13 protein-coding genes are annotated in these 14,634 nt (G+C 62.4%); 7 read left to right on the top strand and 6 right to left on the bottom strand.

Annotation, left to right across the window (positions count from 1 at the left end; translation table 11 throughout):
• The first annotated feature begins 91 nt into the window (after positions 1–91).
• The 3 genes from DC363_RS09100 (at position 92) to DC363_RS09110 (ending at position 4,897) form a co-directional block, all read left to right on the top strand.
• Entirely contained in the window at positions 92–286 is a 195-nt protein-coding gene (locus tag DC363_RS09100) for a DUF3072 domain-containing protein (protein ID WP_158270856.1), read from the top strand.
• Positions 287–443: 157 nt separating this feature from the next.
• Complete coding sequence (locus tag DC363_RS09105) at positions 444–2,747, top strand: NADP-dependent malic enzyme (protein ID WP_108640836.1); 2,304 nt, start codon at positions 444–446, stop codon at positions 2,745–2,747.
• 257 nt (positions 2,748–3,004) lie between these two features.
• A complete protein-coding gene (locus tag DC363_RS09110; RefSeq protein WP_108640837.1) occupies positions 3,005–4,897 on the top strand; it encodes a propionyl-CoA synthetase in 1,893 nt (630 codons plus the stop codon).
• Between the two features lie 73 nt (positions 4,898–4,970).
• Here DC363_RS09110 and DC363_RS09115 read toward each other — a convergent pair whose 3' ends face one another.
• Together DC363_RS09115 and DC363_RS09120 are read right to left on the bottom strand one after the other, a co-directional pair.
• On the bottom strand, positions 4,971–5,171 hold the full coding sequence (locus DC363_RS09115; RefSeq protein WP_108640838.1) for a CsbD family protein: 201 nt from the start codon (positions 5,169–5,171) through the stop codon (positions 4,971–4,973).
• A 137-nt stretch (positions 5,172–5,308) separates the two neighbouring features.
• Entirely contained in the window at positions 5,309–6,076 is a 768-nt protein-coding gene (locus DC363_RS09120; protein ID WP_108640839.1) for an NAD kinase, read from the bottom strand.
• 175 nt (positions 6,077–6,251) lie between these two features.
• On the opposite strand from DC363_RS09120, the gene glyA reads away from it, so the two are divergent.
• Both glyA and DC363_RS09130 read left to right on the top strand, forming a co-directional pair.
• Positions 6,252–7,547 (top strand): serine hydroxymethyltransferase, encoded by a 1,296-nt coding sequence (gene glyA / locus DC363_RS09125; RefSeq protein ID WP_108640840.1) that lies wholly within the window; start codon positions 6,252–6,254, stop codon positions 7,545–7,547.
• Between the two features lie 292 nt (positions 7,548–7,839).
• A complete protein-coding gene (locus DC363_RS09130) occupies positions 7,840–8,685 on the top strand; it encodes a DUF817 domain-containing protein (protein ID WP_108640956.1) in 846 nt (281 codons plus the stop codon).
• Here the strand turns inward: DC363_RS09130 and DC363_RS09135 are convergent.
• Positions 8,654–9,025, bottom strand: coding sequence for a hypothetical protein (locus DC363_RS09135; RefSeq protein WP_108640841.1), 372 nt, complete (start codon positions 9,023–9,025; stop codon positions 8,654–8,656). The two genes, DC363_RS09130 and DC363_RS09135, sit on opposite strands and share 32 nt — an antisense overlap.
• A 64-nt stretch (positions 9,026–9,089) precedes the next feature.
• On the opposite strand from DC363_RS09135, the gene DC363_RS09140 reads away from it, so the two are divergent.
• Positions 9,090–9,818: an alpha/beta fold hydrolase gene (locus tag DC363_RS09140; RefSeq protein WP_108640842.1), complete on the top strand. Its 729-nt coding sequence runs from the start codon at positions 9,090–9,092 to the stop codon at positions 9,816–9,818.
• A 7-nt stretch (positions 9,819–9,825) separates the two neighbouring features.
• Here the strand turns inward: DC363_RS09140 and DC363_RS09145 are convergent, their stop codons facing one another.
• The 3 genes from DC363_RS09145 to lepA form a co-directional block, all read right to left on the bottom strand.
• On the bottom strand, positions 9,826–10,011 hold the full coding sequence (locus DC363_RS09145; RefSeq protein ID WP_108640843.1) for a CTP synthetase: 186 nt from the start codon (positions 10,009–10,011) through the stop codon (positions 9,826–9,828).
• 699 nt (positions 10,012–10,710) lie between these two features.
• Positions 10,711–11,598 carry a hypothetical protein gene (locus DC363_RS16685; protein ID WP_146180774.1) on the bottom strand — a complete coding sequence of 296 codons (888 nt, stop codon included), beginning with the start codon at positions 11,596–11,598 and terminating at the stop codon, positions 10,711–10,713.
• A gap of 443 nt (positions 11,599–12,041) precedes the next feature.
• Positions 12,042–13,838, bottom strand: a complete 1,797-nt coding sequence (gene lepA, locus DC363_RS09150; RefSeq protein ID WP_108640844.1) for a translation elongation factor 4 — start codon at positions 13,836–13,838, stop codon at positions 12,042–12,044.
• A gap of 196 nt (positions 13,839–14,034) precedes the next feature.
• Between lepA and DC363_RS09155 the strand changes: the two genes are divergently transcribed.
• The gene (locus DC363_RS09155; RefSeq protein ID WP_108640845.1) at positions 14,035–14,583 is read left to right on the top strand and encodes a peroxiredoxin; all 549 of its coding nucleotides are present in this window, start codon (positions 14,035–14,037) and stop codon (positions 14,581–14,583) included.
• Positions 14,584–14,634: the final 51 nt, after the last annotated feature.

Genomic DNA, 14,634 nt, shown 5'->3' on the forward strand with positions numbered 1-14,634 from the left:
GCGCAAGTTTGGCGGGCACGGTCCCGATGTGCAAGAGGAACCCCGACCGGTGCCCATGCGTTTTACCCTTAACCACGAAAGGAGAGCACCCATGATGGCACCGATCAAAGTGGTCGCCGGCAAGGAAGAGCGCCTGATGGGCGCCGACGACGGCGAACCGATGACAGAAGAGCAGGCCGTGCGCCTGCGGGTCCTGTGCGAACAGCAGGATCTTGAATTCGACGGCAATCTGACCCGCGCAGAGGCCGAGGCCCGCATCCACGCGCTGGAAGAGGCGCAAGACTGACCGCGCGGAAGGGGGGGCGCGTCGTGCCCCTCCGCGCCTTTCGGATTTGCAAGAGACAGTGTCTTGCCCTTATGACAGGGAAGACCCTTTCTTTGCGGCCGGCGGATAGTTTAATGTTAAACTAATTTCCCCCGAGCCCCCAATTCATGGTGATCCGATGGACGATAAAACGCCGAAACCCGCGACCGAGGCCCACCGCGAAGCCGTGCGGCAGGCGGCGCTGGATTACCACCGCCTGCCCAAACCCGGCAAGCTGGAGATCCGCGCGACCAAGCCGATGGCCAACGGCCGCGATCTGGCGCGGGCCTATTCCCCCGGCGTGGCCGAGGCCTGTATCGAGATCCAGAAGAACCCCGCCACGGCCAGCGATTACACCGCGCGTGGCAATCTGGTGGCCGTGGTCACCAACGGCACGGCGGTGCTGGGGCTGGGCAACATCGGCAGCCTTGCGTCCAAGCCGGTGATGGAAGGCAAGGCCGTCCTGTTCAAGAAATTTGCCAACATCGACTGTTTCGACATCGAGCTGGACGAATCCGACCCCGAAAAACTGGCCGAGATCGTCTGCGCGCTGGAACCCACCTTCGGCGCGATCAACCTTGAGGACATCAAGGCCCCCGATTGTTTCATCGTCGAGAAGATCTGCCGTGAGCGGATGGGCATTCCGGTGTTCCACGACGACCAGCACGGCACGGCGATCGTCGTGGGCGCCGCGGCGACCAATGCGCTGCGGGTGACCGGCAAGCGGTTCGAGGATATCAAGATCGTCAGCACCGGTGGCGGCGCGGCGGGGATTGCCTGCCTCAACATGCTGCTGAAACTCGGCGTCAAACGCGAGAATGTCTGGCTGTGTGACATCGAAGGGCTCGTCTATGAGGGGCGGGAAGCGGATATGACGCCGCAGAAGGCTGAGTTCGCCCAAGGCACCACGCACGCCACGCTGGACGATGTGATCGGCGGGGCGGACATGTTTCTGGGCCTCTCGGGTCCCGGCGTGCTCAAGCCCGAGATGGTCGCGAAAATGACCAAAGCGCCGATCATCTTCGCGCTGGCCAATCCCAACCCCGAGATCACCCCCGACGCGGTGCGTGACGTGGCCCCCGATGCGATCATGGCCACGGGGCGCAGCGATTTTCCCAATCAGGTCAACAACGTGCTGTGTTTTCCCTTCATCTTCCGCGGGGCGCTGGACGTGGGCGCGTCGCAGATCAACGACGCCATGCAGATCGGCTGCGTCGAGGGGATCGCGGCGCTGGCGCGGGCCACCACGAGCGCCGAGGCGGCGGCAGCCTATCAGGGCGAACAGCTCACCTTCGGGCCGGAATACCTGATCCCGAAGCCGTTTGACCCACGCCTGATGGGGGTTGTCGCCTCAAGCGTGGCCAAGGCCGCGATAGAGACCGGCGTGGCCTCGAAAGAGCTGGATCTGGAGGCCTACAAGGCGCAGCTCGATGCCTCGGTGTTCAAATCCGCCATGCTCATGCGGCCGGTGTTCGAAGCCGCCGCGAAAGAGACCCGGCGCATCGTCTTCGCCGAAGGCGAGGATGAGCGTGTGTTGCGCGCCAGTCAGGCCATGCTGGAAGAGACGACCGAGACCCCGATCCTGATCGGGCGGCCGGACGTGATCGCCCAGCGGATGGAACGTGCGGGGCTGCAGATCGACGTGCGCTCGCTTGATATCGTGAACCCCGAGAACGACCCGCGCTACCGCGATTACTGGCAGACCTATCACGGGATCATGGCGCGCAAGGGGGTGACGCCAGACATCGCCCGCGCGGTGATGCGCACCAACACTACCGCCATCGGCGCGGTCATGGTCCACCGGGGCGAGGCCGACAGCCTGATCTGCGGCACGCTGGGGCAGTTCCGCTGGCATCTGGATTACATCGAAAAGGTTCTGGGCGTGCCGGGGGCGGAGCACACGGCGCAGGGCGCGCTGAGCCTGATGATCCTTGAGGACGGGCCGCTGTTCATCGCCGACACCCATTGCCGGTCCGAACCCTCACCCGAGCAGATCGCCGCGTCGGCCATTGGTGCGGCGCGCCATGTGCGGCGCTTCGGGCTGGAGCCCAAGGTCGCCTTTTGTGCGCAGTCGCAGTTCGGCGATCTGAAGGGCGACACCGGCGACCGCATCCGCGCGGCGATCAAGCTGATCGACCAGCAAGAGGTGGATTTCACCTATGAGGGCGAGATGAACGTGGACGCGGCGCTCGACCCCGAGCTGCGTGAGCGGCTGTTGCCCAATGGACGGATGGACGGCCCGGCGAACGTGCTGATTTTCGGCCATGCGGATGCGGCCAGCGGCGTGCGCAACGTGCTCAAGATGAAGGCGGGCGGGCTTGAGGTCGGGCCGATCCTGATGGGCATGGGCAACCGCGCGCATATCGTCACCCCGTCGATCACCGCGCGGGGGCTGCTCAATATGGCGGCGGTGGCGGGCACGCCGGTGAAACACTACGGATAGGGGCGGGCGGGCGGGCGCGTCTGGCTCGCACTTTATGGAAATGAGGTAAGGGTAACGCCGGACCGCCGGGGTGGCGGAACGCCGCCCCGGGGGGGGGCGGGACGGCGTTGCCCGGCGTGCCGCCGGGCGGGGCAGTTGGCGCTGATCCCCCGCCCCATTCCCACAGCCCTGCCCTTCCGTCCCCACTGTTGGCGCGAACAGTCTTGCGCGCCCCTTCCCGGTCGGCCAGTTTCTGGTCAACCCGAGGGAGGACATACATGGGATATCGCGACATCTACCAAAGCTGGCAGGATGACCCCGAAGCGTTCTGGATGAATGCGGCACGGGCGATCGACTGGGACCGCGCCCCGACCAAGGCGCTGTTTGACGACCGCGCCCCGCTGTATGAATGGTTCCGCGACGCCCGCGTCAACACCTGCTACAACGCGGTGGACCGTCATGTTGAGGCCGGGCACGGCGACCGGGTCGCGATCATCCATGACAGCCCGATCACCGGCACCAAGGCCAAGATCACCTATGCCGAGTTGCAAAGCCGCGTGGCCGCCTTGGCCGGAGGGCTGAAGGCAAAGGGGATCACCAAGGGCGACCGGGTGCTGATCTATATGCCCATGGTGCCCGAAGCATTGGTCGCGATGCTCGCCTGTGCGCGGCTGGGGGCGATCCATTCGGTGGTCTTCGGCGGCTTTGCGGCCAACGAACTGGCGGTGCGGATTGACGATGCCACCCCGAAAGCCATCATCGCCGCGTCCTGCGGGATCGAGCCGGGGCGCGTGGTGCCCTATATGCCGTTGCTGGACGGCGCGCTTGAGATGGCGCGCCACAAGCCGGAGGTCTGCGTCATCCTGCAACGCGAACAGGAACGCGCGGAGTTGACCGAAAGGCGCGACGTGGACTGGCACGAGCTGCAAGAGGGCGCGACGCCCGCCGATTGCGTTCCGGTCGAGGGCACCCATCCCGCCTATATCCTTTACACCTCGGGCACCACCGGCGCGCCCAAGGGCGTGGTGCGGCCCACGGCGGGGCATCTGGTGGCATTGAACTGGACCATGAAAAACATCTACAACGTGGACCCGGGCGATGTGTTCTGGGCGGCGTCGGACGTGGGCTGGGTCGTGGGGCACAGCTATATCTGCTACGCGCCGCTGATCCACGGCAACACCACCGTGGTGTTCGAGGGCAAGCCCGTGGGCACGCCGGATGCCGGCACCTTCTGGCGGGTGATCGAAGAGCACGGCGTGCGCAGCTTCTTCACCGCGCCCACTGCGTTCCGCGCGGTCAAGCGCGAGGATCCGGACGGCGACTTGATCAAGGAGTATGACCTGTCCTGCCTTGAGCAGATCTATCTAGCGGGGGAACGGGCGGACCCGGATACCATCGAATGGATGCAGGACAAGCTGGGCAAGCCGGTCTATGACCACTGGTGGCAGACCGAGACGGGCTTCACCATCGTCGGCAACCCCGCGGGGATCGAGGCCCTGCCGGTGAAGGTCGGCTCCCCCACGGTGGCGATGCCGGGCTATGACGTGCGGATTCTTGACGAAGGCGGCCAGCCCCTGCCCGCGGGCGAGCTGGGCGCGATTGCGGTGAAGCTGCCGCTGCCGCCGGGGACCCTGCCGACCCTGTGGAACGCGGAAGAGCGGTTCCGCAAAAGCTACCTTGAGACCTTTCCGGGCTATTACGAGACCGGCGACGCGGGGTTGATAGACGAGGACGGCTATCTTTACGTGATGGCGCGGACCGATGATGTGATCAACGTGGCCGGACACCGGTTAAGCACCGGCGGGATGGAGGAAATCCTCGCCTCGCACCGGGATGTGGCCGAATGCGCGGTGATCGGGGTCAAGGATGCGGTCAAGGGACAGGTGCCCATGGGGTTCGTCTGCCTCAACAAGGGCAGCGACACGCCCGAGGCGCAGGTGGTCGAGGAGTGCATCGCGCTGGTGCGCGCACGGTTGGGCCCGGTGGCCGCGTTCAAACTCTGCGCGGTGGTCGACCGGCTGCCGAAGACCCGCTCGGGCAAGATCCTGCGCGCGACCATGGCGAAGATCGCCGACGGGGAAGAGTTCAAATTGCCCGCGACGATCGACGATCCGGCCATTCTGGACGAAATCGCGGCGGCGGTGAAACCTTTGGGCTACGCGACGACCTGACACGAGAAAAGCTGACACCAAAAAAAGGCGGCCCGCGATGGGCCGCCTTTCGCAAACACGTAGGGGTCGGCGCTTAGCCGTGGCGCGCGGCGAATTCGTCGACTTCGCGCTCGGCCTCGGTTTTGGAGCGGCCATATTTCTCCTGCACCTTGCCGACAAGCTTCTCACGCTCACCCGCGGCTTCGGTGATGTCATCATCCGTCAGCTCGCCCCATTGCTCTTTGACAGAGCCCGTCATCTGCTTCCAGTTGCCTTTGATGGTATCCCAATTCATGGTCTTCTCCTTCGTCTCGACTAACTCCGGGGGACCGCCCCGTTCGGCTTCGATGACACAACGGATCAGCGGGCGAATGGTTCCCCCTGTTCGGGCGACAAAGGCTTGCGAAGACGCGGAATTTCGCCGACGGGGGATCAGGCGAATTGTTCGCGGATCAGACGTTCTTCCAGACCGTGGCCGGGGTCGAACAGGATGCGGTGCTCGATCTCGGGGGCGGAGCGGATGTCGACGCGGGCGATGTTCTTGAACGACACGCCGTCGGCGTCGGCATGAACGGGGCGCTTGGCGGCGTTGACGATCTCGAACGTCACTTGCGCGGCCTTGGGCAAGAGCGCCCCGCGCCAGCGGCGGGGCCGGAACGCGGCGACGGCGGTCAGCGCCAGAACCTCGGACCCGATGGGCACGATGGGCCCGTGGGCGGAGTAGTTGTAGGCGGTGGAGCCTGCCGGGGTGGAGAGAAGCGCGCCGTCGCAGACCAACTCGTCCATGCGCAGCTTGCCGTCAACGTGGATGCGCAGCTTCGCCGCCTGCGGCCCCGAGCGCAGCATCGACACCTCGTTGATGGCCAGCGCCTCGTGCAGGGTGCCATCCACCGAGGTGGCGGTCATCCGCAGGGGGTTGATCACCTCTTCCTCGGCCCGGGCGAGGCGGTCGCGCAGCCCTTGCGAGGAATAGTTGTTCATCAGAAAGCCCACGGTGCCGCGGTTCATGCCGTAGACCGGCACGTCGAGTTCCTGCGTGTCGTGGAGGGTTTCCAGCATGAAGCCATCACCGCCCAGCGCGACGATGATCTCGGCCTCCTCCAGCGGCACGCCGTTATATTGCGCATGCAGCGTGGCTTTCGCCTGTTGCGCGATCGGCGCGTCACTGGCCACGAAGGCAAGCCTCATCTGGGGGGGCATGGATCGTTCCTTTTGTTCCGGTTTCCCTTTGTCCATCGCACGTGGCCGAAAGGCAAGTCGCAGATCTGAAGCCACGTGTCGGAACCGGCACCGTCAAGGCGCTGATTTTGGGGGTTTATAGGCGCGAGGCGAACCCCTATGAACGCCTGAACCGTCGCGCCAAAGGAGAGCTGCCATGACCGCATCCACCAAAGACACCGGGTTCTTCACCGAGGACCTTGCCACCCGTGACCCGGACATCGCCGCCGCCATTGAGGCCGAGCTGGGCCGCCAGCGCAAAGAGATCGAGCTGATCGCCTCGGAAAACATCGTCAGCGCCGCCGTGATGGAAGCCCAAGGCAGCGTGATGACGAACAAATACGCCGAAGGCTATCCCGGGCGGCGCTACTACGGCGGCTGCCAGCACGTGGACGTGGCCGAAAACCTTGCCATCGACCGTGCTAAGCAGTTGTTCGGCTGTGACTTCGCCAACGTGCAGCCCAACTCCGGCTCTCAGGCGAACCAGGGCGTGTTTCAGGCGCTGCTGTCGCCGGGCGACACCATTCTGGGCATGAACCTTGCTTCGGGCGGGCACCTGACCCACGGTGCGCCGCCAAACCAGTCGGGCAAGTGGTTCAACGCGGTGCAATACGGCGTCCGTGAGAGCGACAATCTGATCGACTACGATCAGGTGCAGGAACTGGCCACCGAGCACAAACCGAAGATGATCATCGCCGGCGGCTCGGCCATTCCGCGAGTGATCAACTTCGAGAAGATGCGCGAGATTGCCGACAGCGTGGGCGCCTATCTGCTGGTGGATATGGCGCATTTCGCGGGGCTGGTGGCGGCCGGTGAGCACCCCTCGCCCTTCCCGCATGCCCATGTGGCCACCACGACCACCCACAAGACCCTGCGCGGCCCGCGCGGCGGCATGATCCTGACCAATGACGAGGGCATGGCGAAGAAGTTCAATTCGGCCATCTTCCCCGGCATTCAGGGCGGCCCGTTGATGCATGTGATCGCCGGCAAGGCCGTGGCCTTTGGTGAAGCGCTGCGCCCCGAGTTCAAGGATTACATGCGCCGGGTGCGCGCGAATGCCGATGCGCTGGCTGACCAGTTGATCAAGGGCGGGCTGGATATCGTCACCGGCGGCACGGACACCCATGTGATGCTGGTGGACCTGCGCCCCAAGGGCGTGACCGGCAACATCACCGATGCCGCTTTGGGCCGCGCCAATATCACCACCAACAAGAACGGCATCCCCTTCGATCCCGAAAAGCCCACGGTAACATCCGGAATCCGTCTGGGCACCCCTGCGGGCACCACACGCGGCTTTGACGAGGATGATTTCCGCCAGATCGCGGACTGGATCGTCGAGGTGGTGGACGGGCTGGCCGCCAACGGGCCCGACGGCAACGGCGCGGTCGAAGCCAAGGTCAAGGCAGAGGTGGAAGCCTTCTGCGACCGCTTCCCGCTTTATCCGAACCTGTAAGGCCGGACGGGTCGACGACATGAGGCGAAAGGGCGTGCTGCGGCGCGCCCTTTTGTTATTTTGGGGGTGTTGGGGGGCCAGCCCCCCGCCGCTGCGCGGCGTCCCCCGGGATATTTTTGAAGCAAAGATGGACGGGTGGGGCGTGGGCCGGTGGGGGCGTGGGCCGGTGGGGGCTTGGGCCGGTGGGGGCTTGGGCCTGATGGGGGCTTGGGGCCTGATGGGCGGCGCGGCCCGCCTTCGGAGCGCTTTTCCGTGGTGGACTTTGGCAGCGATTTTGCGGCATTTGCCCGTCATGGATACCGTACAATCTTTCGAGACCGCCGTGGGCGCCCCTTTGCGCCGCGCCCTGCCCGCGCCCTTGGCCGAGGCTGCGGTCTTTGTGCTCAAGACGCTTTGGGCCTGCCTGTTCGGGGCGCTGATCCTGCTGGCGGTGATTACCACGAAAGCGGTCTGGAACGCCGACTGGCCCGTTGCGCGCTATGACGCGCTGTTCGTCTTCGCGCTGGGTCTGCAGGCGGTGATGTTGCTGTTCCGACTGGAAACCCGCGCCGAGGCGAAGGTGATTTTGCTGTTTCATCTGACCGGTACGGGGATGGAGTGGTTCAAGGTCAACGTCGGCTCCTGGACCTATCCGGAGGAGGCGATCTTCATGGTCTGGAACGTGCCGCTGTTCAGCGGGTTCATGTATGCCTCGGTCGGGAGCTTCATCGCCCGTGTGATCCGGCTGTTCGACATGCGGTTCACGCCATATCCGCCGTTCTGGACGACCGCTGTGCTCGCCGTGGCAATCTATGCGAACTTCTTCGCGCACCATTACTGGTATGATCTGCGTTGGCTGCTGTTCGCCGCGACGCTGCTGCTATTCGCGCGCACGCGGGTCGTGTTCCATCTGTCGCGCCGCTACTGGATGCCGCTGCCGCTGGCCGCACTCGGGGCCAGCGGGATGCTTTACATCGCCGAGAACGTGGGCACACTGACGGGCACGTGGGTCTATGCTGGAGCGGCGCTGTTTGACTGGACGCCCCCGTCAAAGATGGGCAGCTGGTATCTGTTGCTGTTCGTGGCCTTCGTAACGGTCACCTGCGTGGTGCGCGCGCCGCTTGATATCAGACGAAGCCGCGCCACCACAGATAGGTGATGAGTGCCCCGGCGACCGTGAGCAGGCCGAAGCTGATGGAGCCGAGAATGCCCAGGACCAGCGTCTTGCGGCGCGCGTTCGGGTCCAGCGTCTGCAGGTGCTGCACGAGGCTTTGATGCGCCTTCTCGACCGCCGCTCCGTCGATCCTGCGGTGCAATTCGGGGTGCGTGCTGTGCAGTTGGGCCTGCGTCAGTGTGTGCCCCGCCCGCCGTGCCCAAGGCGGCAACAGACGGCCCGCCCGGCGCAGCGATTGCTCGAGGGTCGCGCCCCGGATGCGCAGACGCTCCTCAATCAGGGTGCGGACCTCTTCGGTGTAACTCTGGATTGGCTGATCGCTCATGCCCCGCAGGTAGCGCAGTGCGCGGGGGGTTTCAATTCGCGCGGGCGCGGGCTAGCAGATTGGCATGTTGAATGTCCTGACCCAAGGCGACCCCAAGGCGCCGCCCCTGATCATCGCGCACGGCCTGTTCGGATCGGCCCGCAACTGGGGCGTGATCGCCAAACGCCTGTCGGACCGGTTTCACGTGATCACGCCGGACATGCGCAATCACGGTGCAAGCCCTTGGTTCGACACGCATTCCTATTTCGACATGGCCGGCGATCTGGCGCAATTGATCGACGCACCGGCCTTTGTGGTGGGCCATTCCATGGGCGGCAAGGCGGCGATGGTGCTGGCGCTGGAGCGCCCCGAGCTGGTCCGGCGGCTGATCGTGGCCGATATCGCGCCGGTGACCTATGGCCACAGCCAGACCCAGCATATCGAGGCAATGCGGCGGGTGGACCTCGCGGGGCTCGAGAAACGCTCGGACGCGGGCGCGGCGCTGGACCCGCAGGTGCGCGATTTCCTGCTGCAAAGCCTTGATGTGCAGGGGCGGCGCTGGACGCTTAACCTTGATGTGCTGGAGGCGGAGATGCCCAGGATCCTCGGGTTTCCGGAGGTGTCGGGCACCTACGCGGGCGAGGCGCTGTTCCTGTCGGGCGACGAGAGCGACTACGTCCTGCCCGCCCACCGCCCGGCGATCAAGGCGCTGTTCCCTAAAGCGCGCTTTGCCAAGCTGCGCGGGGCGGGCCACTGGCTGCACGCGCAAAAACCGCGGGAGTTCGAGGCGGCGGTGCGGGCGTTCTGCGTCTGACGGGGGCCTATCCGCGTTCGATGATGGCCTTGGACACCAGCCAAGTGATGGGCACGGCGACAAGCACCCCGAGTGAGACGGCGATGATGATCGGGCGCGCGGTGTCGTAGCCCATGACGAGCGCCGCGATCATGAAGGTGCCGGCGGTCGACGTGCCGATGATCGAGAAAAGAATTGCTGCGAGCCGTGCCATCCGGGCCTCCTGTAACGGGTTTGTGCCGGTATGGCAGGGGATCACAGGCGCGGCTTTGATTTGGGTCAAAGGGGGGCGGGTTCTGGCGGTGTGAGGGCGCGTGATCTTGGCGGAAGCTGAGTGGCTTAGATGCGCCCCGTGGGGGGGGTCGGACTGGTCCGGCAGCGCCGGATCGGAAGGTCCAGTGGACCTTTCGAAAGCCCGAACGCGGATATCGCAAGATATTCGCAGGGGAAACGGGAGGTAACGTTATTGGCTGTCCGCGCCCGAACCGAGAGGCTGGTGCGAAGCGCCCGCCCCGTGTGGGGGTTCGGACTGGTCCGGCAGCGCCGGATCGGAAGGTCCAGTGGACCTTTCGAAAGTCCGAACGCGGATATCGCAAGATATTCGCCGGGGAAACGGGAGGTAACGTTATTGGCTTGGTCGCGCCCGAACCGAGGGGCTGGTGCGAAGCGCCCGCCCCGTGTGGGTGGGTGAACCCCGCCTTGGAATTGATCCAGTGGATCAATTCAGGGGTGAACGCGCGAAGCGCCGGACACGGGCGCATGATCTTGGTGGAACCATAATGGCTTGGTCGCGCCCGGACCGAGGGGTTGGTGCGAAGCGCCCGCGCTAAGCGGGTGGTTCGGGCCCTGAAACAAGCCGCTTTGTAACTATCTTTCATAAACACCCAAAATACAACATCCCGAGAAACGTGTCTTAATTTTGACAGATATTTCCTCTCATCCATTTGCAGACCGAGTTTTCCTGCAACCAGACGGTTAAAGCATCATTTGCATCATATCCCCCTCCGCCAGGCAAACGTTGAGCTATGTATCCTGCGTCGTGGGGCACAAACAAAAACCCATCCTCCGCTTCTCCGACAAGATACATCCCCCGCTCACTGCTCAAAAAAATTGTATACTCACCATTTTTAAAACGATGGCTCTCGGAAGGAAAGTACATTTGATAAGTTGACTCTACTGATACTGCCGCACCTTTTAGAAGTCCTAGACAGCCGCTGAAAGTCAGAAATATCAATATAGCATAACTTTGAATCCACTCATTCCAATCCACTCTACCAAACGCTTGCCTCCCGAAGGCGTAATAAATTGACATTGAGCCACTTCGATCAAGTCTAGTTAGAAGTTTCGATTTTTGGATGGTCAGGATCGATAACTTCAAAGTCAAAGTGACTGATAAAGTAATAAAAAATAATAACGCGATAAGACCTAGAGATGTAAGGAACATCTGCCAGCCTAGATATAGCCAAAGGAAAAGGACTATGGACAGAGTTATCCGAATTGGCATTTCAATCCGATCTAGGGTACTATCTAACGATCTGCCGATTGCTTTATGCCATCTGGTTCGATTTTGCTGATTTATCGCACCTGCCCTACCTAGATCATTATTTAAATTTCCTTTCATTGCGCGCAAGCGAAGTAGTTTAAATTTCTTCCGCCTATACTTTAGTATAAAGAAAATTATGGGATATGGAATAATATTGGACATAATAAAAACAAGGATCAGCTCCGCACCAACCCTCGCAAGAGCGAAATATATCAACGGTATAAAGACAAATCCAGCGACTGCTGTGACATCTGTCAAAACCGGGACTTCCTTAGAAAAGAAGTAGAAGTATCCTGAAAAATGCACTATCGTCGTAGATAGGATGCCCAGAATAAATTTCAGGACATTATGGACCTTTAGCTTCGTTGCAAATTTCTTAAATACTGCCATCTATTTTCAAAGCTTCACTGAAAGTAATAATATTCGAGCGTCAATATCAAGCTTATCGTTGCCTTGCCACACCCCCCTGAGCAGCGCACGTAACGTTACCCCTTACAACTCTCCATAACCCAGAAACTTGGACTAAGTGTCCAGCAGAATCGAGCCCTATCCGCCGCGTGCGACCACATTTGGCTACGCCAAACGTTTACCCCCACCGTCCTTCATGACGTGTCAAAAAGGAGCGCGCCCTAACTCTCGAGTGCGGCCGCAATTGGCTGCGCCAATCGCTTCCCCGCACGCGCGCAAAAAATGGCCAGCTTTTAGCTGTCCATTTTGAGTGCGCTGATGAAGGCTTCCTGCGGGATATCCACCTTCCCGAACTGGCGCATCTTCTTCTTACCCGCCTTCTGCTTGTCCAGCAGCTTGCGCTTCCGGCTCGCATCCCCGCCATAACACTTGGCGGTCACGTCCTTGCGCATGGCGGACAGGGTCTCGCGGGCGATGACCTTGCCGCCGATCGCCGCCTGGATCGGGATCTTGAACATGTGGCGGGGGATCAGGTCTTTGAGCTTCTCGACCATGGCGCGACCGCGGACCTCGGCGCGGTCGCGGTGGACCATCATCGACAGCGCGTCCACGGGCTCGTCGTTCACCAGCACTGACATTTTGACCAGATTGTCCTGCCGGTAGCCGGTGAGCTGGTAGTCGAAGCTGGCGTAGCCCTTGGTGACGGATTTCAAGCGGTCGTAGAAGTCGAACACCACCTCGTTCAGGGGCAGGTCATAGACCGCCATCGCGCGCGAGCCCGCGTAGGTGAGGTCTTCCTGAATGCCGCGGCGGTCCTGACAGAGTTTCAACACTTCGCCCAGATATTCGTCCGGCACAAGGATCGTCGCCTTGATGCGCGGCTCGGCCACGTGGTCGACCAACGTGGGGTCGGGGAAGTCGGCGGGGTTGTGCAACTGCGTGACCGTGCCGTCCTTCATGTGGATGTCGTAGATCACGCTGGGCGCGGTGGTGATCAGGTCGATGTCATATTCGCGCTCGATCCGGTCGCGGATCACCTCAAGGTGCAAAAGGCCCAGAAAGCCGCAGCGGAAGCCGAAGCCCAAGGCGGCGGAGCTTTCCATCTCGTAGGAGAAAGAGGCATCGTTCAGGGCCAGCTTGTCGATGGCTTCGCGCAGATCCTCGAACTGGGCGCTGTCCACGGGGAACAGGCCACAGAAGACCACCGGCTGGGCGGGTTTGAAGCCGGGCAGCGGCTCAACCTCGGAGCGCTGGTGGGTGATCGTGTCGCCCACGCGGGTGTCGCGGACCTGTTTGATCGACGCGGTGAGAAAGCCGATCTCACCGGGGCCAAGCTCTTCGATCACGGTCATTTCCGGGCGGAACACGCCGATGCGGTCAACGTGGTGGACCGTGTCGTTGGAGAGGAACTTGATCTTCTCGCCCTTCTTCAGCTTGCCGTCGATGATGCGGACCAGAACGATCACGCCGAGGTAGCTGTCATACCACGAATCCACCAGCATCGCCTTGAGCGGCGCATCCGGATCGCCCTTGGGCGCGGGCAGTTGGGTGACGATGGCTTCCAACGTCTCCTTGATCCCCTGCCCCGTTTTGGCCGAGACCGCGATGGCGCCGGAGGCATCGATGCCGATCACATCCTCGACCTGTTCGGCCACGCGGGAAATGTCCGACGCGGGCAGGTCGATCTTGTTGAACACGGGCACAAGCTCATGATCCGCATCAATGGCGTGATAGACGTTGGCCAGTGTCTGCGCCTCGACCCCCTGGGTGCTGTCCACGACCAGCAGAGAGCCTTCGACCGCGCGCATGGAGCGCGACACCTCATAGGCGAAATCGACGTGTCCGGGCGTGTCGATGAGGTTGAGGACATAGGTCTCCCCATCCTCGGCGGTGTAGTCGATGCGGACGGTGTTCGCCTTGATGGTGATGCCGCGTTCCCGCTCAATGTCCATCGAATCCAGCATCTGCGCCTTCATGTCCCGTTCCGCCACCGTGTTGGTGGACTGGATCAGCCGGTCGGCAAGGGTGGATTTCCCGTGGTCGATGTGGGCAACGATGGAGAAATTGCGGATTTTCGATATGTCGGTCATGGGGTGAGGATATGGGGTGAAACAAGGGGTTTGGCAACATGAATTGCCATGCCTGCGGCTTTATTCCCCGCACGTGCGCGCACCTGTGACGCACCGGAACGGGGTGGGGCAATGGGACGCTCTTGCAAGCGGGCGCGCAGGGCCCTAGTTGATCTGCGAACCGACGTTCGAACCATTGAATTTCAGGAGTGATGATATGAAATCCGGAGTGAAGCTGCCCGAGGTAACCTTCCACACGCGCGTGCGCGACGAATCCATCGACGGCCCGAACCCCTTCCGTTGGGACGACAAGACGACTGCCGATTATTTCGCCGGCAAGCGGGTTGTGCTGTTCTCGCTGCCCGGCGCGTTCACGCCCACCTGCTCGACCTACCAACTGCCCGGTTTTGAAGAGAATTTCGAAAAGTTCCAGGAGGCCGGCATCGACGAGATCTACTGTCTGTCCGTGAACGACGCCTTCGTGATGAACCAGTGGGCCAAGGCGCAAGAGATCAAGAACGTGAAGGTGATCCCCGATGGCTCCGCCGAGTTCACCCGCCGCGTGGGCATGCTGGTGGCCAAAGACAATCTGGGTTTCGGCATGCGGTCCTGGCGCTATGCGGCGATCATCAATGACGGTGTCGTCGAAGCCTGGTTCGAAGAGCCCGGCCTGTGCGACAACCACGGCGAAGATCCCTACGGCGAAAGCTCGCCCGAGAACGTGCTGAAGTATCTCGAGACCGCAGGCAAGACCGCAGCCGCCTAAGGCGCCGCGCTTCGCCGTGATCTAGAACGCCCCGTCGGCCCGCGCCGGCGG

The sequence above is a fragment of the Thalassorhabdomicrobium marinisediminis genome (assembly GCF_003072065.1).
Classification (GTDB): domain Bacteria; phylum Pseudomonadota; class Alphaproteobacteria; order Rhodobacterales; family Rhodobacteraceae; genus Octadecabacter; species Octadecabacter marinisediminis.